The sequence below is a fragment of the Peribacillus sp. NPDC097295 genome (assembly GCF_044761665.1).
GTDB lineage: Bacteria > Bacillota > Bacilli > Bacillales > DSM-1321 > Peribacillus.
The window spans coordinates 400,845-423,366 of the sequence record NZ_JBIWCW010000004.1; the positions used below are offsets into that span (position 1 = coordinate 400,845).

The 22,522-nt window shown below is 42.0% G+C and carries 25 protein-coding genes; 6 read left to right on the forward strand and 19 right to left on the reverse strand.

Going from position 1 to position 22,522, the window contains the following annotated elements; all coding sequences use genetic code 11:
* Positions 1–13: 13 nt before the first annotated feature.
* From hemW to gpr, 5 genes are all read right to left on the reverse strand, one after another.
* The gene (gene hemW, locus ACIQXN_RS10625; protein ID WP_402966016.1) at positions 14–1,165 is read right to left on the reverse strand and encodes a radical SAM family heme chaperone HemW; all 1,152 of its coding nucleotides are present in this window, start codon (positions 1,163–1,165) and stop codon (positions 14–16) included.
* Positions 1,166–1,247: 82 nt separating this feature from the next.
* Complete coding sequence (gene lepA / locus ACIQXN_RS10630) at positions 1,248–3,083, reverse strand: translation elongation factor 4 (RefSeq protein ID WP_402966018.1); 1,836 nt, start codon at positions 3,081–3,083, stop codon at positions 1,248–1,250.
* Positions 3,084–3,249: 166 nt separating this feature from the next.
* A complete protein-coding gene (locus ACIQXN_RS10635; RefSeq protein WP_402966020.1) occupies positions 3,250–3,573 on the reverse strand; it encodes a YqxA family protein in 324 nt (107 codons plus the stop codon).
* 19 nt (positions 3,574–3,592) lie between these two features.
* Positions 3,593–4,795 carry a stage II sporulation protein P gene (gene spoIIP, locus ACIQXN_RS10640; RefSeq protein WP_402966022.1) on the reverse strand — a complete coding sequence of 401 codons (1,203 nt, stop codon included), beginning with the start codon at positions 4,793–4,795 and terminating at the stop codon, positions 3,593–3,595.
* Between the two features lie 86 nt (positions 4,796–4,881).
* Complete coding sequence (gpr, locus tag ACIQXN_RS10645; protein ID WP_402966024.1) at positions 4,882–6,000, reverse strand: GPR endopeptidase; 1,119 nt, start codon at positions 5,998–6,000, stop codon at positions 4,882–4,884.
* Between the two features lie 271 nt (positions 6,001–6,271).
* Here gpr and rpsT point away from each other — a divergent pair, with 271 nt between their 5' ends.
* Complete coding sequence (gene rpsT / locus ACIQXN_RS10650; RefSeq protein WP_402966026.1) at positions 6,272–6,538, forward strand: 30S ribosomal protein S20; 267 nt, start codon at positions 6,272–6,274, stop codon at positions 6,536–6,538.
* An 83-nt stretch (positions 6,539–6,621) separates the two neighbouring features.
* Here the strand turns inward: rpsT and holA are convergent, their stop codons facing one another.
* Complete coding sequence (holA, locus tag ACIQXN_RS10655; protein ID WP_402966028.1) at positions 6,622–7,635, reverse strand: DNA polymerase III subunit delta; 1,014 nt, start codon at positions 7,633–7,635, stop codon at positions 6,622–6,624.
* Between the two features lie 326 nt (positions 7,636–7,961).
* Here holA and ACIQXN_RS10660 point away from each other — a divergent pair, with 326 nt between their 5' ends.
* Entirely contained in the window at positions 7,962–8,096 is a 135-nt protein-coding gene (locus ACIQXN_RS10660; protein WP_081108861.1) for a YqzM family protein, read from the forward strand.
* Positions 8,097–8,167: 71 nt separating this feature from the next.
* Here ACIQXN_RS10660 and ACIQXN_RS10665 read toward each other — a convergent pair whose 3' ends face one another.
* The 3 genes from ACIQXN_RS10665 to ACIQXN_RS10675 all read right to left on the reverse strand — a co-directional run bounded on the left by ACIQXN_RS10665 (position 8,168) and on the right by ACIQXN_RS10675 (position 11,782).
* Entirely contained in the window at positions 8,168–10,474 is a 2,307-nt protein-coding gene (locus ACIQXN_RS10665; RefSeq protein ID WP_402966030.1) for a DNA internalization-related competence protein ComEC/Rec2, read from the reverse strand.
* 20 nt (positions 10,475–10,494) lie between these two features.
* Positions 10,495–11,052 carry a ComE operon protein 2 gene (locus ACIQXN_RS10670; protein ID WP_402966032.1) on the reverse strand — a complete coding sequence of 186 codons (558 nt, stop codon included), beginning with the start codon at positions 11,050–11,052 and terminating at the stop codon, positions 10,495–10,497.
* Positions 11,053–11,134: 82 nt separating this feature from the next.
* Positions 11,135–11,782: a helix-hairpin-helix domain-containing protein gene (locus ACIQXN_RS10675; protein ID WP_402966034.1), complete on the reverse strand. Its 648-nt coding sequence runs from the start codon at positions 11,780–11,782 to the stop codon at positions 11,135–11,137.
* A 107-nt stretch (positions 11,783–11,889) separates the two neighbouring features.
* Here ACIQXN_RS10675 and comER point away from each other — a divergent pair, with 107 nt between their 5' ends.
* Positions 11,890–12,720: a late competence protein ComER gene (gene comER / locus ACIQXN_RS10680; RefSeq protein ID WP_402966036.1), complete on the forward strand. Its 831-nt coding sequence runs from the start codon at positions 11,890–11,892 to the stop codon at positions 12,718–12,720.
* Positions 12,721–12,822: 102 nt separating this feature from the next.
* Here comER and ACIQXN_RS10685 read toward each other — a convergent pair whose 3' ends face one another.
* The 8 genes from ACIQXN_RS10685 to ACIQXN_RS10720 are packed head-to-tail and all read right to left on the reverse strand — an operon-like array spanning position 12,823 to position 17,841.
* On the reverse strand, positions 12,823–13,566 hold the full coding sequence (locus ACIQXN_RS10685; RefSeq protein ID WP_402966038.1) for a class I SAM-dependent DNA methyltransferase: 744 nt from the start codon (positions 13,564–13,566) through the stop codon (positions 12,823–12,825).
* On the reverse strand, positions 13,563–13,919 hold the full coding sequence (gene rsfS, locus ACIQXN_RS10690; RefSeq protein WP_402966040.1) for a ribosome silencing factor: 357 nt from the start codon (positions 13,917–13,919) through the stop codon (positions 13,563–13,565). The genes ACIQXN_RS10685 and rsfS overlap by 4 nt, the downstream gene beginning before the upstream one ends.
* A complete protein-coding gene (yqeK, locus tag ACIQXN_RS10695; RefSeq protein WP_402966042.1) occupies positions 13,919–14,491 on the reverse strand; it encodes a bis(5'-nucleosyl)-tetraphosphatase (symmetrical) YqeK in 573 nt (190 codons plus the stop codon). Before yqeK ends, rsfS begins: the two co-directional genes overlap by 1 nt.
* Positions 14,481–15,050, reverse strand: coding sequence for a nicotinate-nucleotide adenylyltransferase (locus ACIQXN_RS10700; RefSeq protein WP_402966044.1), 570 nt, complete (start codon positions 15,048–15,050; stop codon positions 14,481–14,483). Before ACIQXN_RS10700 ends, yqeK begins: the two co-directional genes overlap by 11 nt.
* Before the next feature lie 16 nt (positions 15,051–15,066).
* On the reverse strand, positions 15,067–15,357 hold the full coding sequence (gene yhbY, locus ACIQXN_RS10705; protein WP_402966046.1) for a ribosome assembly RNA-binding protein YhbY: 291 nt from the start codon (positions 15,355–15,357) through the stop codon (positions 15,067–15,069).
* Positions 15,351–16,193, reverse strand: coding sequence for a shikimate dehydrogenase (aroE, locus tag ACIQXN_RS10710; protein ID WP_402966048.1), 843 nt, complete (start codon positions 16,191–16,193; stop codon positions 15,351–15,353). The genes yhbY and aroE overlap by 7 nt, the downstream gene beginning before the upstream one ends.
* Positions 16,194–16,213: 20 nt before the next feature.
* Positions 16,214–17,323 (reverse strand): ribosome biogenesis GTPase YqeH, encoded by a 1,110-nt coding sequence (gene yqeH, locus ACIQXN_RS10715; RefSeq protein WP_402966050.1) that lies wholly within the window; start codon positions 17,321–17,323, stop codon positions 16,214–16,216.
* Positions 17,320–17,841: a YqeG family HAD IIIA-type phosphatase gene (locus tag ACIQXN_RS10720; RefSeq protein WP_402966052.1), complete on the reverse strand. Its 522-nt coding sequence runs from the start codon at positions 17,839–17,841 to the stop codon at positions 17,320–17,322. Before ACIQXN_RS10720 ends, yqeH begins: the two co-directional genes overlap by 4 nt.
* Positions 17,842–18,307: 466 nt before the next feature.
* Between ACIQXN_RS10720 and ACIQXN_RS10725 the strand changes: the two genes are divergently transcribed.
* Positions 18,308–18,448, forward strand: a complete 141-nt coding sequence (locus ACIQXN_RS10725; RefSeq protein WP_402869651.1) for a sporulation histidine kinase inhibitor Sda — start codon at positions 18,308–18,310, stop codon at positions 18,446–18,448.
* 44 nt (positions 18,449–18,492) lie between these two features.
* Here the strand turns inward: ACIQXN_RS10725 and ACIQXN_RS10730 are convergent, their stop codons facing one another.
* Complete coding sequence (locus ACIQXN_RS10730) at positions 18,493–19,290, reverse strand: phosphatidylserine decarboxylase (RefSeq protein WP_402966054.1); 798 nt, start codon at positions 19,288–19,290, stop codon at positions 18,493–18,495.
* Positions 19,291–19,427: 137 nt separating this feature from the next.
* Here ACIQXN_RS10730 and pssA point away from each other — a divergent pair, with 137 nt between their 5' ends.
* Complete coding sequence (pssA, locus tag ACIQXN_RS10735) at positions 19,428–19,967, forward strand: CDP-diacylglycerol--serine O-phosphatidyltransferase (RefSeq protein WP_402966056.1); 540 nt, start codon at positions 19,428–19,430, stop codon at positions 19,965–19,967.
* Positions 19,968–20,031: 64 nt separating this feature from the next.
* On the opposite strand, the gene ACIQXN_RS10740 is transcribed toward pssA, so the two are convergent.
* A complete protein-coding gene (locus ACIQXN_RS10740) occupies positions 20,032–21,819 on the reverse strand; it encodes a M3 family oligoendopeptidase (RefSeq protein WP_402966058.1) in 1,788 nt (595 codons plus the stop codon).
* 171 nt (positions 21,820–21,990) lie between these two features.
* Between ACIQXN_RS10740 and ACIQXN_RS10745 the strand changes: the two genes are divergently transcribed.
* On the forward strand, positions 21,991–22,281 hold the full coding sequence (locus tag ACIQXN_RS10745; RefSeq protein ID WP_402966060.1) for a hypothetical protein: 291 nt from the start codon (positions 21,991–21,993) through the stop codon (positions 22,279–22,281).
* The last annotated feature ends 241 nt before the right edge of the window (positions 22,282–22,522 follow it).

A 22,522-nucleotide genomic window follows, 5' to 3' on the forward strand; every position in this document is an offset into this window, starting at 1 on the left:
GAGTATGTTTCCATCATTCCACTTCAACTACACCCAAAAACGCTTGAAATACTTCATTGCCAAGCAATTTTCCACGTTCCGTAAGGCTTATAAACCCACCGTCAAGCTTCAGTAATCCCTTTTCCATTTGGTCTTCGAGCTCTTTCCCAAAAACCTCCTTCATTTCAACAGAAAACTTCTCTTTAAACGTTTCCAAGGAGACGCCTTTTGTTTTTCGGAGTCCCAAGAACATCTCTTCCTCCATATTTTCATATAGCGGTACAGTATGTTCATCTAAAACTGGTAATTGCCCTTCCAACAAAGGTGTGATGTATTTTTTTACCGGACCGTGATTGGCCACTCTTTTTCCACCGGTGTACCCATGTGCCCCAGCGCCGATGCCGTAATACTCTACATTATTCCAGTATGTCAGGTTATGCTTACTTTCAAAACCAGGTCGTGCAAAATTACTGATTTCATACTGGTGCAGGCCATGTCTTTCCATCTCTTCCATCAGGCGCTCGTACATGGAAGCTTCGAGCTCCTGCGGCGGAAGGTTCAATGTACCTTTTCTCATTTGATTGTAAAAGACCGTCTTCGGTTCGACGATCAAAGAATAGCTAGAGTAATGAGGTAATTGCAGGTCAAGCGCCTTAGTAAGGGTATCCTCAAAATCTTCCATCGTTTGGCCCGGCAATCCATAAATCAAATCGATCGTAATGTTGGTGAAGCCGACACCTTGAGCCAACTGAATCGTTTCATAAACTTCAGATGCCCGGTGTGTTCGTCCAATACGCTTCAATAATTCATCATTAAAGCTTTGTACCCCAAAACTAAGCCTGTTCACACCTGCTTGATAGAGGATCTCAAGCTTTTCTCTCGAAAGGTCCCCAGGATTGGCTTCAAAAGTATATTCAGCCTGTTTGGAATCGAAAGGAAGGGTCTCATTAATGGCCTCGCATAGGAAAGTGAGCTGCTTTTCATCAAGGGAGGTCGGTGTCCCTCCACCGACAAAAACCGTATCAAGCTTCTTGGTAGGATATTTAGCAAGCTGTAATTCCATCTCTCTTTTCATCATCCGTAAATATTCATCTACCGGCTGTCCTTGTAAAAACACTTTATTAAAATCACAATAATGGCAAATATGTTCGCAAAATGGGATATGGAGGTAAGCACTTTTAATCATTAAGTTCACAACCTTTGTTTATTCGAATGAACCGATAGAAAAAGAGGCTAGATCCTGTCTACCCTCTTTTTTCTACTATCATTTATTTTTTCGGATTCGTATCCTCCATTTTCAAGACAGCCATGAAGGCTTCTTGCGGTACTTCAACGGAACCAACTTGTTTCATCCGCTTCTTACCTTGTTTTTGTTTTTCGAGCAATTTACGTTTACGGGAAATATCGCCGCCGTAACATTTAGCCAGTACGTTTTTACGCATGGCGCTAATGGAAGAACGGGCCACGATTTTTTGTCCGATAGCCGCTTGAATCGGCACTTCGAATTGCTGTCTTGGAATCAATTTCTTTAATTTTTCAACGATGATCTTTCCACGTTCGTAGGCAAAGTCTTTATGAACAATGAAACTTAATGCATCTACCGTTTCACCATTCAATAAGATATCCATCTTCACAAGCTTGGATGGCTTATACCCAATCAACTCATAGTCGAATGATGCATAGCCCCTTGTATTGGATTTCAATTGATCAAAGAAATCATAGACGATTTCTGATAACGGAATCTCATAATGAATACTTACGCGTGTTTCATCTACGTATTCCATATCGATGAAATTACCACGTTTGTTTTGACAGATTTCCATGATGGTACCTGTGAATTCCGTCGGTGCCATCATTGTGGCTTTCACATAAGGTTCTTCGACGTTTTCGATCTTTTGCGGATCCGGCATGTTAGATGGGTTATCCACCTTAATTGACGTTCCATCTGTAAGAATTACGTCATATATAACACTCGGTGCCGTTGTGATCAAATCGATTTTGAATTCCCGTTCGATCCGTTCTTGAATGATTTCCATATGAAGAAGTCCAAGGAATCCACAACGGAAGCCAAATCCTAGCGCTTGAGACGATTCTGCCTCGAATTGCAAAGCTGAATCATTCAATTCTAGTTTCTCTAACGCATCACGTAAATCATTGAATTTCGATGCGTCAATCGGGTATAGCCCGCAATAAACCATCGGATTCATCTTCCGGTAACCAGGCAAAGCTTCTGACGCAGGATTAACGGCACTTGTAATCGTGTCCCCGACAGTCGTATCACTGACATTTTTAATGGCTGCAGTCAGGAAACCTACATCCCCCACTGTCAGTTCATCAAGCATTTGAACTTTCGGATTGAAGACACCCAATTCCGTCACATCGAATTCCTTGCCAGTGGACATCATTTTGATTTTATCGCCCACTTTGATAGAACCCTCTACAACACGGATGTAAGCCACTACACCACGATAAGCATCAAATACGGAGTCGAAAATAAGCGCTTTGAACGGACCGTCTGGATCACCTTGAGGTGCCGGAACCAATTCTACGACCTGTTCTAAAATATCCTCGATTCCAATTCCAGCTTTAGCCGAGCATAAAACTGCATCAGATGCATCAAGACCGATTACATCCTCGATTTCACCCCGGACCCGCTCAGGATCGGCACTTGGCAAGTCAATTTTATTGATGACAGGTAAGATTTCCAGATTATTGTCCAATGCTAAATAAACATTGGCTAGCGTCTGGGCCTCGATTCCTTGCGCAGCATCCACGACAAGGACCGCACCTTCACACGCTGCTAGGCTTCGTGAAACCTCATATGTGAAATCCACGTGCCCCGGTGTATCGATAAGATGGAAGATGTATTCTTCGCCATCTTTCGCCTTATATTTCAATTGAATTGCATTCAGTTTAATCGTAATTCCACGCTCACGCTCTAAGTCCATAGAATCCAACAGTTGACTCTTCATTTCACGTTGAGTCATGGCGTTCGTCTTTTCTATGATACGATCCGCCAATGTTGATTTACCATGATCAATATGAGCGATGATGGAAAAGTTACGAATCTTTGATTGTCTTTTTAGTTTCTCTTCTCTATTCATAACGTTCACTCCTAATAGTCGACACAATACACTATTTTTCATTATATCAATAGAAAATGCAAGATTCAACAGAATAGTTACAAGGAAAGGCCATTATGTAGAAGGAGATAGCAAAAAAAGCCGCATTCAGATTAGAATGCAGCTTTTTTGGGCGAGTTCTTTTTACCTAAATCATATTGAAAAGTGCGTTAAAGGCCCCTGATACCACTTCACCAAGATTCTTGCCAAGAGACGAGAAGAAATTATATGCCTTCATTTCCTCCAGTTTTTCTTTTTTCGTCTCTATATCATGACTCGTCACTTTTTGTCCAAGGATATCCGCCTCCATCTCTCCCTTTTCCGACTGGTTGATCGTGAAAGCACTATTCAAAGCAGGGTCTTCATACCCTTTCATTTTTTTCATGCCATCGTTTGCCTGCTGCATCCCGATAAGTACACCTAAAAACAAAACAAGTAAAATCCCCGTGCATTTCAACCAAAATCGAACCATGATAGAGACTCCTTCCTAATTACTGCGATTCCGATTCTCCCTTGATGCCATCCACAGCCTTAGCTTCCCAATACAATTCGCTGAAGACATCAGTGAATGCGTCGACCGTTAAATACATTTCCTCGAATGTATTATCGACCCCGCCAATTTCCAAGAGCATTGCATTACCCGTCAAATCTTGATTATAGACTCCATTATTTCTTGCTCCACCCTGTTTCATAACCCCGCGTGAAATGCCAGGGTATTTTTTTTCTAACGCTTTATGCATCTTATTGGCAAGTGCTGCATTTTTCTCATAATTGGGGTTATCCCCTCCGACAACAAAGGCTATCTTGGCATATTGTTTGCCATTGATGGTGATTGTCGTATGCTTTTTTCGTTTGGAATCACGATGGATATCGATGAGATATTCTATATCCTTATTATTCGCCATTGCCGTCTGGACGGTTTTGCGTGACTCCTGATACGCTTTTGTAAAGTTCAAGCCCTTGTTATTCAAGTTCCCCATCACATCCGTCTTATTGAGGGAGGAGCCTATACCTTTATCAGCGAGATCAGCCGTCATTCGTGTTCCGAGTTTTGTAATATTGATTTCAGAATGGTAGGCAAGGTCCGGATTTGTAACACCCTTCAGATAAGGCAGGTACGACTCCCGATTGTGGCTATGATAGATTTCTACCACCTTGCGGCCATTGGTCGTTTGTTTGGGTTGATTAGGCGTTGTTTTCTTATCCGGTTCTTCTATTTCATCCAGATTTTGCAGGGATGCATCTTTTTCATCATTCATCACCTCTAAAGGTGGTGGAGATTCATATGGCATATTCGTATAATTAGTCCCTTCACCTGCCACAAGGATTTCATTATCAAAAATCGAGAAACCTGGTAATTCACGACCCAGTAAGCTACGAGGATCCTCCATTGAGATATTGGTCGAAAGCTTCACTAACTGTTCCATGACAATCGATTGTTCTTTCCCTTCAGGCAACGCACTGAAAAAGTAATGGTTTTCATTGGCCAGTATCGAAAACAACATCTTACCTGAGAATTGGTTTGCGACGGTATGTACGGAATTTGAAGTGATACGATACTCCGGCCTTAGTGACGTCATGACTCCGCTGACGGAAAAAACAAAAAGAAGCAAAGCGAAAATACCTAGAAAAGTTTTTACGATCGTTGATCCGTGAATAGCTGTGATAATACCTGGAGATTTTCTCCTTTTCATCCGTCCACCCTCTCTATAGCTTGTCTACTAATACTTATGACTTTGCTAGAAAGGGTAGAACACCATTTTTGGGCACCTAAAAAATGTTAGCGGGTATAAAAGCCTGCATTGCCTTGATTGATTGATTCGTGCAATGCGGCATTCAAACCATTGGCTATTAAGTTGGCCATATCTTCAATGAATACATCGACTTCCTTGGGTGTGACCATTAAATTGTGGCCGAGCGGTGACAATACTTCATAAATCAATTTACGCTTCTCTTCATCCGGAAGCACACCGATCATTCCCAGGAAAGTCTGCCGTTCCTTCTCGCCAGGCATATCCTCATCCTTGAGCTTTTTCCTTTTCCCAAAACTGAATCCAGCCGGGGCCAAGGCACGTGAAGGGCGATCTCCTTCTTTCAGTTCCTTGCCAAAATGTTTCAAGATATAATCAATCGTGTCGCTCGTAATCGACACGGCATCCACGACAGTGGGGATCCCGATGGCGATTACCGGAACACCCAATGTCTCCTGGCTCAATTCCTTTCGTTTATTTCCTACACCGGATCCTGGATGGATCCCTGTATCCGTTATTTGAATGGTTGAATTCACCCGGTCTATCGAACGTGCTGCCAAGGCATCTATAATGACAAGGAAATCGGGATTGCTTTTTTCAATGACCCCTTTGATGATGTCGCTCGTCTCGATACCCGTTATCCCCATCACACCCGGGGAAATCGCGCTGACTGGCCGATAGCCTTCCTTGACCGACTCCGGCTGCAACTCGAATAAATGTCTAGTGATGACCAAATTTTCGATGACAGCAGGTCCAAGAGCATCCGGTGTCACATTCCAATTCCCAAGACCTACAACTAAACAGCTGCTTTCTTTTGAGAGCTTGTTCCTTTTCAAGAAATAGGCCAACTCATTGGCGAATACCTTTTCCACCCGTTGCTGTGTATCCGTATCCTGTTGACGGATGCCCTGGACCTCGATCGTCAGATAGCTTCCCTGTTTTTTGCCAATCTCCTTTTCCCCTTCAGCTGTAACCTCAACTAAGGAAATCTTTAAATCATCCACTTCTTTTTCTTTTATGATCACACCCTCGATATGGGAGACATCTTTTTCTTCGACAACACCTTTCATTTCAAGAGCAATTTCCTTCGCCTCAATTGCCAGATCTGTCCGAATACTGTAATTACTTAGGTCCAACTGTTTCACCATAGCGCCTCCTGCTGTTTAAATGGGTTCGAATCTAGTATTTTTATCTTCTCTCTTAAACATTCTTTCATTTTAGCTTTTGTATTATTCATTTTTTTGGTACAATACTTTATGACGAGATGAATAAATTTCGGAAATATAATTACTTTTCGATTCTCAATCTGGAGTATTGCATAATCTTAAGCAGTCTGATAGAATATCACTTGTGCTATTTGATATGGATTTGAAAAGTCGAGTTCATATAATCTCGATTTCTTTGTAGGAGGTGAACGGAATGCCAAACATTAAATCTGCTATTAAACGTGTGAAAACTAACGACAAAAAACGCGTTCATAACATTACAGTTCGATCTACTATGCGTACTACAGTGAAAAACGCTGAAGTTGCATTAGCTGGAGAAAACGTTGAAGCTGCTAAAGAAGCTCTTTTAACAGCTGCTGTAAAATTAGACAAAGCTGCATCTAAAGGATTAATCCATAAAAATGCGGCAGCCCGTAAAAAATCTCGTTTAGCGAAAAGACTTAACGCTCTTAACGCTTAATGAAAACGAAACGACTCTTCCGGGTCGTTTTTTTTGTACCCAAAAAAGGAGACAGAATGAATCCGTCTCCCCTTTTTAAAGCCTTAGCTAAATTTCAGTAGTAATAACTCAAGCGTGATTGCTTTGTCCGCCTGACCGGTTTTCATTTTATAATCCGCCTCCGCTAAGTCATCAATAATGCTCAACAGCTCTCGTTCCTGGAATTTACCCGTTTTTTCAAGGGCCAGTTTCACCCTGTATGGATGCACCCTCAATTGTCCAGCGATTTTTTGCTGGCTATACCCCTGTCTCGAGAGCTCCTTCACTTGATACATGAGCCTCACCTGTCCAGCCATCACACTCAATATCTTAATGGGTTCCTCATTTTGCCTAAGCAAGTCGTGGAGAATGGTCATGGCACTTTCCATTTTTCGTTGCAGAACCGAATCCACAAGTGTAAAGATATTCTGTTCAAGTGATTTAGCCACTAATTTCTCGACAACTTCGACCGTTATCCTCTCATCATCGCCGACATACAGTGCCATTTTATCCAATTCATTCGTCAGCATCATTAAGTTTGTGCCCGCTAGCTCCAAAAGAAGTTCCGTGGCTTGGTCATCAATCTGTACATGGTACTCTGCGACCCGCTCTTTGACCCATACTTTCAGCTCACGGTCACCCAACTTCTTCGCTTCGACAAGGACAGCCTTACGTTTCAGTTCTTTGGTGATTTTCTTCCGTTCGTCCAATTTCTCATAAGGGGCCGTCAATACGACAATCGAGTAAGGAACCGGATCTGAAAGATATGCTTCTAACCTTTTCACATTATGTTCAACCTTGGACTTTGATTTTTCGGCAGTCAGGAAAAATGGATTTTGCATGAAGACAAGACGCCTTTCACCAATGAAGGGAAGTGTCTCAACATCTTCAAGGGCCGTTTCGACCGGAATTTCCTCTAAATCAAATTGGGAAAAGTTAAAGTCCATTTCATCTTCCTGAAGGACATGCTCTATCAACAGCTGCTTTGTTTCATTAATTAAATAGGCTTCAGTTCCATATACCAAATAGATAGGAGCGAATTGCCCTTTTTTTATATTTTTCCAAACGTCTAATACCAATAGAATCCGCCTCTTTTTTATGTATTCTTCTCTAATGGTATAGGTGGATGAACCATTTGACAAGCTATAAAGGGAACTAGCCCCTTAAGGTCTAGTTCCGGATCTATATGAACGCTATCAAGAAAGGCCCTAGGAATACTTTCTTGAAAGCGATAGATATTCATGTAGAACGATCACGCGCTTGCTTTGTTTGTACTTTTATTTTGACCTTTAATAGGCAGACTATAAGTGACAACTCTTGTCAGTATAGGAAATGAAGAAATGTGACCTGTGGATTTTTTATTGGTAATGTTTTATACTATTAGCAGAAATAGGAGGGGTAAACAATGAACGAATTCGAAAAGAATGTCCAATCGAAGACTGATGACGTCGCGGATTCCGCTATGGGATTCATCGGTTCATTTGTATTTTTCGCTGCCATGTTCACCATTGCTGTCGTTATTAAAGCAGTAGGATCCTAATTTTAACATGCACTTATTTTTTCCCTGAAGGAGGCTGCTGATGCAGTCTCTTTCTTTTGAATTTCTACATACTATGGGAGAATCTTTCGAAAGGTTCCACCATTTTTGGAATATTTGAAAATGACGGCTCCATCTTCGTCCGTCCTGAACACGTTGATCTTATTTTCTTCCATCGCCTCCATCACTTGAGCGTGGGGATGACCATACCTATTTTCTTTTCCTACCGAAATGATAGCCGCTTTAGGGTGTAATTGTTCAAGAAAAGGAATGGAGGATGACGTTTTACTGCCATGATGGCCCACCTTCAAAATATCCGCCCGTAATTGTGGGTACGCATCAATTAGTTCCCTTTCCCCCGTTTCACCCATATCACCCGTGAACAACCAGGAAAGCCCACCTATTTCGGCATACAGAACAATGGAGGCTTCATTCGTGTTCTCTTCCTTCTTATGGGGATTCAATACATAAAATTTAGCTTCCCCAACGTTCCAAGAGTCGCCTCTTTTCACCATTTTCATTCTAATGCCCTTCTCCCGAGCCACCGGGATAAAGTCTTTATCCTGATAATGCTCTGCACCCCATCCGCCAATAATCAACTCCTCAACCTCAAAATGGTCAATTAACTCTTTGGCACTGCCCATATGATCGGCATCCGCATGCGTTAAAATCAACTTGTCCAAATGATGGATTCCTTTACTTTTCAATAACGGAATGATGGTGTCCTCGGCTGTATTATAGGTCTTTCGCTTCTTTTTCCATGCCTCTAAGGGAAATGTGATTTGCCCTCCTGTATCAATTAGATAATTCCCGGCGTTAAACGGCAGGGTGATTAAAATCGAGTCTCCCTGCCCGACATCCATTACCTGCACTTCACCGAAAGGAGACAGCTTTTGAAGATTGTATTGAAGGAGCAAAAGTAAAATGAACATCCCCCACCAAATTTTACTTGTTCGAAAAGAGGACTCCCAGCACACAAACAGTCCCAGTACGGACAGCACCAGAAGCAACATCATAATAAAAACAGGTTTACCGAAGGCAAGCGATGCCATCGGTAAACCCGTGGCCACGTCTGCCACACGATTACAGAGCATGAAGGTCATATTAAGGAGGGAAATAAGCGGCTGACCAAGAGTTGGCAATACAAGATGAACCATGACCGTCACTAATGAAAATGGCAGCAATATGACGGAATAAAGAGGTACATACAAGACATTCAACAGGACTCCGAGAATTGATACTTCAAAGAAGTGAAAAAGTAATATCGGGAGGGCCGCCAATTGGCAGATTGAACTAATGATGAAGAGCTGAATGGTCTTTTGTGGATAGTGTAAGAAGATGCGGGAAGACATGATAATGGAGAAGGTGACTGCGAAGGATAGTTGGAAGCCAATATTATAGAGCATGTTAGGCTGAAGAAACAGTAAAAGCATATAAACTGCACCGATTGCAACACTCGCTGACAGTCTTTTTTTAAAGAGCATCAGGATAAAGAACAGCATGGCCATTAAACAGGAACGTAGGACGGAAGGACTTCCTCCGGACAGTATCGTATAAATCGGTAGGAAGACAAGGATGAGGAAAATCATTCTTTCGCGAGTAATTCCGATACGAATTCCTAAATAGAATAACATGCCCGTTAACAGGCTTACATGGAGCCCCGAGATTGCCAGTAGATGAACAAGACCGAGACGTTGATAATTTGTCAGGTCCTCTTCATCGATTTCACTCTGATCACCGAAAATAAGTGCTGTGACGAAGCCGCTAGATTCTTTCGGAAAGTGTTCTTTAATATACGAGATTCCTCTCATTCGAAAATTTTGAATCGAAACGATAAGAGAATTCTTCCCCTCCTTACATTTAGAAAAAGAGATCAAATTGGCTTTTAAAATCCAGTGGGTGTTTTGATGGGAAAGATATCGTTGATAATCGAAGCTGTTTTCATTGCGATGTTGTTCAGGTACCTGCAAACTACCTTGTACCGGGCAGGATATTCCGGCTCGTAGGTGCTCATTCAACCCCTCTTTTTCTTGTTCGGAAGCGATTTTATACCGTAATAGGAGTTGTTCACCATGTTCACTTGTGATAAATCCTTTTAGTAGGTTTCCATCAAGTTTTGGCTGGGAAGTAAAGGTTACGAGGAAATGGCTTTGCGACCCATCATAGATGGATTGGTTTCGCATTTCAGTTACTGAAGCGGAACCTAGAAAGATGCCCATGATGACAACATGGAGGATAAGGACCTTCCCCTTTCCACCGCTCCAGTAAAAAAGAAAACAAAAGAAAAACAGGATGCAGATTAAAAGCTTCATGCTAAAATATGAATGGGCCGTAACGCCCAACGTGGACGAAACAGCTACCAAAAGAAGGTGTCTTGTCATTTCGACCTCCTTATCATTTACTAATAGAACAACCTCTTGACCTGTTTTTCCAGATCCGATACGGACTCTTTCTCTAAACCGGTTTGTTCGAGTTGACTCAATAGCGAAAGAACAAAGTCCTGTTTCTCTTTACCATTCACATCGATGGCCCCTTTTGCTTCAACCTTTTCCATCTTGACTCCGGCTTGTTCAAACAATTCAATGGCATATGGATGGTTTTTATAATCCTCTGCATAATATACAGCCTTAATCCCGGCCTGGATGAGTGATTTGCAGCATTGCAAGCAAGGGAAATGTGTCACATAAATTTCTGCTTCCGCTGTCGGCACGCCAAATTTGGCACATTGCAAAAGCGCGTTCATTTCCGCGTGTATCGTTCTGACACAATGATTATCAATGACATAACAACCATCATCAATACAATGTGTTCCCCCAGCTATCGAGCCGTTATAACCTCCTGCAATAATCCGATTATCTCTCACAATCGTAGCACCTACAGTCAAGCGGGTACATGTGCTTCTTAAAGCTAATAAATGACTTTGAGCCATGAAATATTGATCCCAACTAATCCGGTTCATGTTGTCGTCCCCTTTAACTCAGTAAGATTTCTTTCTTCAATTTTACCTTCTTCCCGACCTTTTGTGTAGCCATTGCCTTCATTTATTGAACCGAAATAGACTCCTTTAACTTTTCAAACGTTTTATCCCCTATCCCCGACACATTTTTCAAGTCCTCCACTTGCTTGAAATTCCCGATAGAGTCCCTATATTCAAGGATGGCCGTCGCTTTTGACGGACCAATTCCAGAAAGCGTTTCTAAATCCGCTTGCGTAGCGGTATTCAAGTTAACCTGGCCTCCCGGACTACCAGCTGCTCCACCAGTTTCCGTAGACCCATTGGGCACGGTGGCAGGTACTGCTCCTTGGATTTCTGCCCCTTCCTCGCCTTTCTTTGGTACATAAATGACCATTTGATCTTCCACAAGTTGAGCTAGGTTCACTTTGTCCTTATCGGCCTTTTCTGTAAAACTGCCCGCTTCTGCAATCAAGTCAATTACCCTGTCACCTGCTTGAGCGGTAAATACGCCAGGAGCCTGCACAGCTCCCTTTACATCGACTTTCATAATTTGAGGCCCTGCCTCGGTTTCCGCTTTTGCTGCATCGTCTATCTCTTTACTTGCTGAAACGGCAAAGATATCTTCCGTTTCAGCAGGCTTCTGTTTAGGTTGAAAAAAAAGATAAAAGCCAATTGCTACTATAGCAACGGCAACTGAGATCAATGTGATTTTCTTTTTGAGGATTGTATCCATTTATCGAGCCTCCCTCGGTATGGTTTCATCATTCCATCGTCATAAGACAGGTTAAATCCACATAGTGTTTAGTGAGAAGTTTTGCTTCTTTGAAGGGAGTAGAAGACATGAAGAAAATTGGAGTAATCGGTACGGGAAATATGGGGACAATTTTAATAGAAGCTTGGCTTGAAGCGAATATACTGAAGCCAGCGGATTTAATCATTACCAACCGGACGCTATCCAAAGCTGCTGCCTTGAAGGAAAAGCATCCTGGCATCCACTTGGCATCGAGTGCGTCCGAGATCGTTCAGCAGGCGGATTTCATCTTTCTCTGTGTGAAGCCCTTACAGATCCATGACCTGCTGCAAGATATCAAACACGACATAAAAAAGGAACAATTATTGGTTTCGATTACAAGCCCGGTTTCTGTCGCCCAGCTTGAGGCAGAAGTGGCGGGGCCATGCGCTCGTTTCATCCCCAGCATAACGAACCGTGTCGGGTCAGGCGTGTCGTTACTTAGCTTCAGTGAAACGTGCACCCATGATATGCAAAAATCGCTACATGATTTAGCCTCATCCATCTCAGAACCTGTCATCATCGAAAATGACATCACCCGAGTGGCTTCAGACATCGTCAGCTGTGGTCCTGCATTCTTTAGCTTTTTAGCACAGGCCTTTATTGAGGGGGCGGTCGATACGACCAAAATTGATAAAAAAACGGCAACGACTTTAACTGGGAACATGTTGATAGGGTTGGGGGAACTGCTGGGTAAAGGAATTTACACCTTACCGACCTTACAGGAGAAGGTCTGTGTTAAAGGCGGAATAACAGGTGAAGGGATCAAGGTTTTAGAAGCGGAAACCGGAGAGATGTTTCATCACCTTTTTCAGGCGACACATGAAAAATTCGCAGAAGACCTGGAAGAAGTCGAAAAACAATTTGGCCATCCCTACTAATATTCGGAGCCAAAATCAAAACTCCTTCTTAACGAAAAAATAAATAAGGGTCAGACCCCCTTTCGTACACGAAAGGGGGTCTGACCCTTATTATTTCCCATATTATTTCCTGGCTACGAAAAGAATCCGTTCGGTTTCTTCAACGGGTGGTGTTTCTTCAAGGTCCGCAAGTATTTCCAGGGTTTCAAATCCTGCAAGTTGTAGCCAGTCTTTATATTGTTGTATGGAATAGGTACGCTGGTAATGCAATTCATCGAAACGGTCATACAAACCGCTTTGATCGTCCCTTACAAAAAAGCTAAGGTCGTGCTCGACGCTGTAGGGTTCTTCTCCCGGAAAACTGTCCCATATGTAGGAGACTTCTTCATCACTGACGGCAAACGTATTATTTTGAAAGATCTCTTCCATTTTATAAATCGAATGGACATCAAATATGAATAATCCGCCTTCCTCCAAATGATCATGAACTCGGGTGAACGTTTTTAAGACATCAGCTTCCTCACGAAGATAATTCAGAGAATCACAAAAAATCGTGACACAGTCATATAGACCGAGCCCTTCAAGTTCTGCCATATCCTGTTGAAAGAAAGGAATCGATAATCCTTGCTTCGCCGCTTTTTCATTGGCCACCATCAGCATTTCATCGGATAGGTCCACCCCGGATACATCAAAGCCATGTTGCGCCAGTTCAACGGTTATCTCACCGGTACCACAGGCCAGGTCCAGAACTTTCCTTCCATCTATTCCATATTGCTCTAGCTTCGCCGTCAGAATTAATAACCATTTTTCATAGGGAGCGTCCTTCATTAATTCATCGTATACATAGGCAAAGCGTTCGTACGTCATTGAGTCAGTTCACCCTCAAGATCTTCGAAAGGTGCATCTCCCCATAGACGTTCGAGGTTATAATAGTTTCTTTCATCTTTATGGAATACGTGTGCCACGACATCGCCTAGGTCAACAAGTACCCATTTTGCTTCGTCAAATCCTTCAAGGCGTTTAACATTGATTCCCGCCTCATCCGCTTTGCTCTTCATTTCACGCGCAATGGCCTGTACTTGTTTTTCGGAATTACCATGACAGATCAAAAAGTAATCCGCCACCAAAGAAATACCTTGCATATTTAAAGCTACGATATCCTCCGCTCTTTTATCGTCCGCCGCTTTTGCTGCAATTGTTAATAGTTCACGTTCAGTCATTACATCTTCTCCTTCAAATTCATGATTAAATCATTATATGTCTTAAATGTATCAGGGTAAATTGCCTGATTTCTTTTCATCAAAAATACGACTGTATTTCGTAAAGCCTGAATGACAGCATGATCCAAGTTTTCCTTGGCTGTCTGCCTGACCTCATCTACGCCTGGAAAAGAACGTCCAGGTTCAATATAGTCAGCAAGGTAGACGACCTTATCCAAAAGGCTCATTCCAACCCTGCCAGATGTATGAAAGGCAATTGCGTTTAATATCTCACGGTCGGTGATTCCGGCCTCTTTTTCCACCAGGTAGGCACCCACGGGAGCATGCCAAAGTTCCATATTGTACTCCAGTAAGTCCGGTGACATTTTTTCAGAGATAATGATTTGCTCCATTTCCTCTTTTGGACGGAATTTCGCATAATCGTGGAAAATGGCTGCCAGTTCCGCCTTTTTAACATCCGCGCCATACCGTTCTGCGAGATCCATTGCTGACTCGACCACGCCTAAAGTATGAATATATCGGCGCTCGGTTATTTGTTCTCTGACAAGTGCTAACGCTTCCTCACGATTCATATAAATCATTCCCTTTAATATACTTCACCACTGGATCGGCTAATAAATATTTCACGGTTTTCCCCGTCCGTAACTTTCTCCTGATCATCGAGGAAGAGATGAACATCTGTGGGACTTGAACCATCGTGATGGGATATTCCGTTTTTTCATTATAGCCCGGCCGTTTGACCCCAACGAAATGCACAAGGTCCACTAGTTCGTCAATGCGATGCCATTTAGGTAGATACTCTATCATGTCCGCACCAATGATGAAAAAGAATTCTGTATCAGGTTCACGCTCTTTCAGCAATTTAATTGTATCATGTGTATATGATGTGCCTTTTCGTTCTATTTCAATACCTTCTATATAAAAAGAGGGATGCCCGGCTATAGCGTCTTCAAGCATAGCCATCCTGTCCAAATCCGTAACTTCCTCCGTTTTTTCCTTATGTGGAGGAACATGGTTTGGCATAAATCTGACTTCATCTAACTCTAGAGCATCCAGCACTTCATTAGCTATAATTAAATGTCCGATATGAGGAGGATTGAATGTACCGCCAAGAATTCCAATTTTTTTCATAAGATAGGTAAGTCCCTTAAGGTAATTTAATTTGCTTGTTTTCTCTTGATTCCTTATATAAAACGATTGTATTACCGATGATTTGAACCAATTCAGCCCGTGCGCCTTTAGATAAGGCACGTCCTACATCATTGCGTTCCTCATCACAGTTTTGTAGTATGCTCACCTTGATCAATTCGCGTACTTCTAGCGCCTCACCGATTTGCTTGATGAGGTTATCGTTGACCCCGCCTTTTCCAACTTGGAAAATTGGATTTAGATGATGGGCCTTTGATCGTAAAAATCTTTTCTGCTTTCCTGTTAACATGTGTTACCTCCTAGTTTGTTCAAGACAATATCTGTCATTCTTGTTGTATCCGGCTTGATTCCGGTCCAAATCTCGAAAGCATACGCAGCCTGGTGAACGAACATGCCAAGTCCATTTAGCGTTTCCGCTCCTTTTTCTTTGGCTTCACGAAGAAACTGCGTCTGCAAAGGATTATAGATAATGTCACTGACAAATGCACCAGCCTTAAGCTGGTCTAACTTCATTGGGGAATGGTCCAACTTCGGACTCATCCCGCAAGATGTTGTTTGGATGATCAAATCATATTGTGATAAGCTTTGTTCCGCCTCGTCAATCGTGAGCGCCTTTGATTCTTTATCATATGGGCAATCAGAAACAAGGTGGGCTGCCCTTTCCTTCGTCCGGTTTGCAATATCAACTTGCTTTACGCCTTCTTTCACAAGGGTAAAATAAATCGCACGTGCAGCACCGCCCGCTCCGATCACTAACGTTTTTTTAGCCTTAATGTCACCTGATATTTCATCGCATAAAGATCTATAAAATCCTATTCCGTCTGTATTATACCCTATAAAACGGCCTTTTTCGTTAAAAACTGTATTTACTGCCCCAATGGCACGTGCCAAATCATCTACTTCATCAAGAAGCGGGATGACTGGGGTCTTATGTGGAATCGTGATGTTAAACCCAGATACACCAAGGGCTTTCATGCCTTTTATTGCATCTGGCAAGCCCTCTGGTTTCACATGGAAATGATGATAAACGGCCTTTATATTTTCTTTTTTAAAAGCATCATTATGAATGTCCGGAGACATCGAATGAGCGATTGGATCTCCTATGACCCCATATATCTTATTCATAGAATACATCCCCTATGGTGTTAGATTAATGATTTACGGACAATTACATTTACACCCTTCGGTACATGCGCAACGACCTTTGCACCTGGTTCATTGACCGTAACCCATCCAAGACCTGAAAACACAATATCCATTTTACCCTCTTTTAAGGTAAACTCATGTGGAACCAATTTTGGGAATTCGTCCAATTGATCAGGACGTGGAGGCGTAAGCAGTTCTCCCGCGTGGTTCTTGTACAATTCATCCGCTTTCTCCAGTTTCGTACGGTGAATGTTCAACTCATTGGAAAGATAGCAAGTCAGGGAACGTCTGCCTCCTGAAACATAATCCAGGCGGGCCAAGCCACCGAAGAACAATGTTTGAGCTTCATTAAGCTGATACACCCTAGGCTTGATTTCTTTCTTCGGCATGATGAACTTGAAATCACGTTTATCCACATAATGAGCCATTTGATGATGATTAATGATTCCTGGTGTATCGATCAAGGCTTGTCCATCGTCCAATGGAATTTCAATCATATCCAGGGTCGTGCCAGGGAAATGAGAAGTCGTAATGATATCTCCTTCACCGCTCACTTCTTTAATGAGGCGATTGATGAAAGTTGATTTACCCACGTTGGTACAACCTACGACGTAGACATCCTTCCCATTCCGATACTTCTCTATCGCTTCAGCTGCTTCAAGGATATGCTTCCCCTTTTCCGCACTGACAAGCAGGACATCGATTGGATTCAATCCCAATTCCTTCGAAGATTTCTTCATCCAATTAATCAATTTATTAGGTTTTACGGATTTCGGAAGCAAATCGACCTTATTTCCAATCAATAATACGTCATTTTGGCCGACAAATCGGTGTAACCCCGGCAACCAACTTCCATTGAAATCGAAGATATCGACGATTTTTACGATTAAAGAATCCGTTTCCCCAACTCTATTCAAGATTTTCAAAAAGTCATCATCCGTTAATGAAACATCCTGAACTTCATTGTAATGCTTTAATTTAAAGCAACGCTGACAGATGATACTCTCTTTTTCCAGTGCAGATTGAGGGGCGTAACCTAACTCCTTTGGATCTTCCGACTGGACCGTAACGCCGCACCCGATGCATACTAATTCTTGATGATTGTTCAATTGTGTTCCTCCCATTCTATCATTCCTTTTCGTTTAAAGAACGCCATGATTTTTCTTTCAAAATAACGATTTATTTTCGTCCGGAATTCATCCGTTTGTGCGACCGGCACCACGAGGATGGTATGGAATCCACCTCTATTTCCTCCTAGTACATCCGTCAATAGCTGATCGCCGATTACCACCGTTTCTTCTAACTTCAAGCCCATCGTCTTCCGTGCTTTATGGAAGGCTCTTGCCATCGGTTTTCTAGCCTGATGAATGAAGGGAATCTGGAGAGGGTCGGAAAAAGAACGAACGCGCTTCTCATTATTATTCGATACAATCGTCACTAAAATCCCGTGGGCACGTAACTTATCGAACCAAAGGATCAGTTCAGGGGTTGCAGTCGGTCTATCCCATTCCACGAGAGTATTATCCAAATCGGTAATAACCCCTTTTATCCCCTTTTCTTTCAATTTTTCCGGATCTATATCAAAAATGCTTTGAACATGTTCACTCGGCAAAAATAATTTAAGCATACTGACACACCTCTATATTCTCTTTGAAATTTACCGTCTCTATCATATCGAATTTTTGGCTTACTTTCAAAAAAATCGAGAAAGAAGGTCTAATGGTAAAGAAATATCATAATGTATGTTTTCAAATATGAAAAGGCATTTTTCAATCTAACGAAGTAAAACGATTACTTTGAGCAGTTTAGCCCATCCTAAAAATTCCCAAAAGTTTTCGACAAATATTGCCTATAACCAACCTGTGGATAACTTTACTAACATTTTCCATAGTGATATGTATCTCTTTCCTTACTTTGTTAACAACTTAACCACAGGTTATCCACTTTTGACTGTGGATAACAGAACGATTGTTCTCCACGGTTATTTCTGATACAGTAGGGGTACACCAAAGGAACTTACTAATATATGACTGAAAAATACAAAATATTCCTCATATAACTTACTGGAGGTGGCAGCCGTAAATGGCGATCTAATGCAAAAACTATCTGATGATTTGTTGCTGGAATCCTATTTTAAAGCAAGAAATTTAAAGCTGAGCTCTGATTTCATCCGTTTGATTGAAACGGAAATTCATCGAAGATCTTTAACACATAGGATCCGCTCATTATTTTAATATGAGGAACATAGGCTGACAAAATAGATGTTAGCCTTTTATTTTTATACCCCTTCTTCCTTGACTGTCAAATGTCCAATCGTTTCCCCGACCCTGACATCAGCGGGAATGGATATCTTTTCAACAAGTTGAAACCGATCTCTCTCAAAAAGAAGAACCACAGTCGAACCGAAGCTAAAATAAGAGAATTCCTGCCCTTTTTCTAATTCCCGTGAATCATCCGTGATGACGATGGAATTGATGAACATCGCCCCGACCTTAACCATCGTCATGCAGCCTGCCTCACTCTGCAGCTCCGTTATCGTTCGATAGTTCTTAGCCAAAGGCTCCTTACCATACTTCATCCCCCACTTATTGACAGGATATGATTTTTTTCCTAGTGTCCATCTTTTGACGACAGAACCGGAAATGGGCGCATGAATCCTATGATAATGGCTCGGGCTTAAGTATAACACGAGATATTTACCGCCTAGGTATTTTTCTAAAAATTGAGCATCCCCCACCATTTCCTCCATAGAATATACTTTTCCCTTAACGACGATCTTTTTATCAGTACGAATTTCCCCAGCATCCTCAAGTACACCATCCACCGGACTGGCCACTGAAGAGGTTTCTGTTGCAACGGGCCTTGCCCCCTGTTTCAGCTGTCTTGTAAACAAATCATGCAGATTAGTGTAGGACTTCGTGTCATCCCGGAATTCCTGTTGATTAAGATTGAATTGTTTTATATAGAGGGGAATCAAAGGCTTACTCAGCTTAGATTGACTGAACTGTTTTAAAAGGCCGGATGATACCCTTCCATTCGTGAGTTCTATAAGAATACGATAAAATGTTTGATACACCTATACACCACTCCAAATTGTTAAGAAATTCAAAAACCACTTGCATAAATTGTATTAATTAAAATATTATTATATAATAAATACTTATGTTTACTAATCTTTACTTTATTTTGTTTTTATTTGAAGGGAGGGAAAAGATGTTTTTATTACACGCCCTAGATCAAACCATAAAAAAATTAAAAACCCAAACGGCTAATATAATAACCTTAATGAATTTATCCCTCGGTGGATTTGCGATAATAGCAGTGCTTCACGGCCAATTAAATTTAAGCTTACTTTTAATTTTCCTTGCTGCCCTAGCGGATCGTTTTGATGGGATGGTTGCGAGGAAGTTTAACATTGAATCGGAATTAGGTAAAGAGCTTGATTCCATGTGTGATATTATTTCTTTTGGTGTAGCACCGGCTCTACTATTATACCAAGGAATATTGATAGAATTCGGGGCACCAGGTACATTTGTCACTGTTCTCTATATCGGTTGCGGCGCATTTCGCCTCGCTCGCTTTAATATAAGTGAGAATAATGGATATTTCACTGGCGTACCCATTACTGTAGCTGGCTGTGTAGCCACGCTTAGCTACCTCGCCATTCCATATTTCCACCCAGCTTTTTTCTTCTTTCTTATGATTGTATTATCATTACTTATGGTCAGTCCAGTTAAATTGAGAAAAGTCTGATCGCTTTCAATGAAGCGGGTGCCCTAAAGCACCCGTTTTTTTTGTCCTTATACTCACTGTTTCTTTACGCTCTTCGAACAAGGGGATCGGTCATACGCATAAACTCCTCGACATCTTCCATACAGGCGGAAACCGCTTCTTCCCAAAAATCACGGGTGGTGATATCGACACCCAAATGTTTCTCAGCCAAGGATTCTACATTCATGGCCCCTGTATCCTTAAGCAGAGCCATATATTTCTCTTCAAATCCATCCGGTTCTTTCAAGGCTTTCGCATAAATGCCTAATGAGAACAGGTATCCGAATGTGTATGGGAAATTATAAAAGGGCACATCAGTGATATAAAAATGAAGCTTCGAGGCCCAAAATGTCGGATGATATTCAGATAGCGCCTCCCCATATGCTTCCTTCTGTGCTTCGACCATCAATTGATTTAAACGGTCGGCACTGACGTATCCCTCTTTTCTTTCCTCATAAAACCTGGACTCAAATATGAAACGGGCCTGGATATTCATCAGTAATGATACAGAACGCTGAATTTTATCTTCTAAAAGAATCAGCTTTTCTTCCTCACTGGACGCGGTTTTCACAGCTGCATCCGATACGACCATCTCAGCGAATGTTGATGCTGTTTCAGCCACGTTCATGGCATAAGAACGATTTAATGGATCGATATCTCCCATTACATGGGAATGGAAGGCATGTCCCAACTCATGGGCCAATGTCGATACATTCGATGGGGTTCCCGAATAGGTCATAAAAATCCGTGATTGATTATCCAGCGGAAATCCTGTGCAAAATCCGCCTGGTCTCTTACCCGGTCTATCCTCCGCTTCAATCCAATTCTCTTCGAAGGCCTTTTGAGTAAATTCCGCTAAGTGACTTCCGAACTTAGAGAATTGTTCAATGATGAAATCTGCCCCTTCTTGAAACTCCATGACATTTGATGTAGCCGTAACAGCAATGGGTGCGTCCAAATCAGACCAGCTTAATTTCTCCAAATCAAGCAATTCAGCCTTTCTCTGTAAATACCCAACAAGTGGATCCTTATTGTCAGCTATGGCCTCCCACATGCTTTCGAGCGTCTTTTTCTCCATCCTGCAGATTTCAAGGGGTTCCATCAAAATGTCATCCCACCCCCTTTTTTCATTCACGTTGATTCGGAAGCCCGCTAAATGATTCAAGGTCCTTGCAAACAACTCACTCTTTTCTTCCCAGGCATTTTCCCAAGCAATAAACAATTCGTTCCGAACACTTTGATCTGGCACCGAAAATTTATTTGCCGCCTGGCCAACAGAGAGTTCTTCACCCTTAAACGGAACGGTCATGGAACCGACAATCGTGTCATACATCTGGCTCCACCCCTCAAATCCGTCCATGGATAGCTGGTTGATCAGCGACTCTTCTTTAACTGAAAGTTTTTCTTTAGCACGGTCTCGACGTTCATTCAATATATAGGCAAGTTCATTCAATGGTTCTTTCTTGAGGATATCCTCGAACCAATCATCATTGAACTGAACCAGCTTTTCATCCAGTCGGAATGAAACCGTACGCAAGGATGCCTCTACGTTCATTACGTTCGTCCTCAACTGGCTCGCTTTTTTGTCCTGAACATCTTGAGCCTCTAGACATCCAATGAAAGAACCCGCCTGGGCCACTTTCATACGGGCGATTTTATAAAGATCAAGGGCCTCTATCAAAGCCGTTTCATTACCCTTTGGATCCAGCTCGTATACAAGCCGATCTAATGTCGTGACGTCTTGTTTTATTTCATCCAAAAACAGCAGGAATTCTCTCGAAGAGCTTCCCCCTGTAAAAAAGACATCCAAATCCCAATTTAAAGCATACCCCATTCTTAACCGCCTCCTCTTTATAAACAACACCATTAATTATAGAGGGTACATCCATTTTTTCCTATTCACAAGGGATATTTAGTAAGTTTTTGTCTAAATGTTTTCCGTTTGCCATTTTTATAACCATGATATGATTAGAGGAAGCATCATTCCAAAAAGGTGGTGGTCCTTATGAAGCTCTTTATCCACTTTTCTGTTATTGCCCTTCTGATCTTGGCACTGCCTCTTCCCCATCATAATCAGCTGTTGACCCTTGAAGAGGGACATGATTTTCACCTTTCTGAAAAAGCCGAAAAGAAGCTACCACCTATCCCTTTCTTGAAAATCTACCAAGTCATCATCGTGTTGCTTGTGATTGAATCACCGGTTTTACGCTTCCTATATTTTCTCTCAGATTATCGTCAACGATTTTTCAGTCCAATCTTTTATCAAGGGAATTACATGGCCATTCATCCTCACTGATTAACAAACAAAAAATCGAGGAGTGATGGATATGTGGTTTCGCCTTATCATAATTGGAGTCTTTTCAATAACCGCATCACGTCTTTTTCTGTTCCAGGGAATGGAAATCTACCATGCCTTCGCAGACCTGATTCGAAATAAATAGGAAATCGAGTAGGAGGAGGCGCCTAGCCTCCGACCTCTCACACCACCGTACGTACCGTTCGGTATACGGCGGTTCAGTTTAAGTCTGACGTAGTTT

Coding starts and splice junctions, on each gene's coding strand:
- hemW (WP_402966016.1), bottom strand. CDS start 1,165: ATGATTAAAAGTGCTTACCTCCATATCCCATTTTGCGAACATATTTGC.
- lepA (WP_402966018.1), bottom strand. CDS start 3,083: ATGAATAGAGAAGAGAAACTAAAAAGACAATCAAAGATTCGTAACTTT.
- ACIQXN_RS10635 (WP_402966020.1), bottom strand. CDS start 3,573: ATGGTTCGATTTTGGTTGAAATGCACGGGGATTTTACTTGTTTTGTTT.
- spoIIP (WP_402966022.1), bottom strand. CDS start 4,795: ATGAAAAGGAGAAAATCTCCAGGTATTATCACAGCTATTCACGGATCA.
- gpr (WP_402966024.1), bottom strand. CDS start 6,000: ATGGTGAAACAGTTGGACCTAAGTAATTACAGTATTCGGACAGATCTG.
- rpsT (WP_402966026.1), top strand. CDS start 6,272: ATGCCAAACATTAAATCTGCTATTAAACGTGTGAAAACTAACGACAAA.
- ACIQXN_RS10660 (WP_081108861.1), top strand. CDS start 7,962: ATGAACGAATTCGAAAAGAATGTCCAATCGAAGACTGATGACGTCGCG.
- ACIQXN_RS10665 (WP_402966030.1), bottom strand. CDS start 10,474: ATGACAAGACACCTTCTTTTGGTAGCTGTTTCGTCCACGTTGGGCGTT.
- ACIQXN_RS10670 (WP_402966032.1), bottom strand. CDS start 11,052: ATGAACCGGATTAGTTGGGATCAATATTTCATGGCTCAAAGTCATTTA.
- ACIQXN_RS10675 (WP_402966034.1), bottom strand. CDS start 11,782: ATGGATACAATCCTCAAAAAGAAAATCACATTGATCTCAGTTGCCGTT.
- comER (WP_402966036.1), top strand. CDS start 11,890: ATGAAGAAAATTGGAGTAATCGGTACGGGAAATATGGGGACAATTTTA.
- ACIQXN_RS10685 (WP_402966038.1), bottom strand. CDS start 13,566: ATGACGTACGAACGCTTTGCCTATGTATACGATGAATTAATGAAGGAC.
- rsfS (WP_402966040.1), bottom strand. CDS start 13,919: ATGACTGAACGTGAACTATTAACAATTGCAGCAAAAGCGGCGGACGAT.
- yqeK (WP_402966042.1), bottom strand. CDS start 14,491: ATGAATCGTGAGGAAGCGTTAGCACTTGTCAGAGAACAAATAACCGAG.
- ACIQXN_RS10700 (WP_402966044.1), bottom strand. CDS start 15,050: ATGAAAAAAATTGGAATTCTTGGCGGTACATTCAATCCTCCTCATATC.
- yhbY (WP_402966046.1), bottom strand. CDS start 15,357: ATGTTAACAGGAAAGCAGAAAAGATTTTTACGATCAAAGGCCCATCAT.
- aroE (WP_402966048.1), bottom strand. CDS start 16,193: ATGAATAAGATATATGGGGTCATAGGAGATCCAATCGCTCATTCGATG.
- ACIQXN_RS10720 (WP_402966052.1), bottom strand. CDS start 17,841: ATGCTTAAATTATTTTTGCCGAGTGAACATGTTCAAAGCATTTTTGAT.
- ACIQXN_RS10725 (WP_402869651.1), top strand. CDS start 18,308: ATGCAAAAACTATCTGATGATTTGTTGCTGGAATCCTATTTTAAAGCA.
- pssA (WP_402966056.1), top strand. CDS start 19,428: ATGTTTTTATTACACGCCCTAGATCAAACCATAAAAAAATTAAAAACC.
- ACIQXN_RS10740 (WP_402966058.1), bottom strand. CDS start 21,819: ATGGGGTATGCTTTAAATTGGGATTTGGATGTCTTTTTTACAGGGGGA.
- ACIQXN_RS10745 (WP_402966060.1), top strand. CDS start 21,991: ATGAAGCTCTTTATCCACTTTTCTGTTATTGCCCTTCTGATCTTGGCA.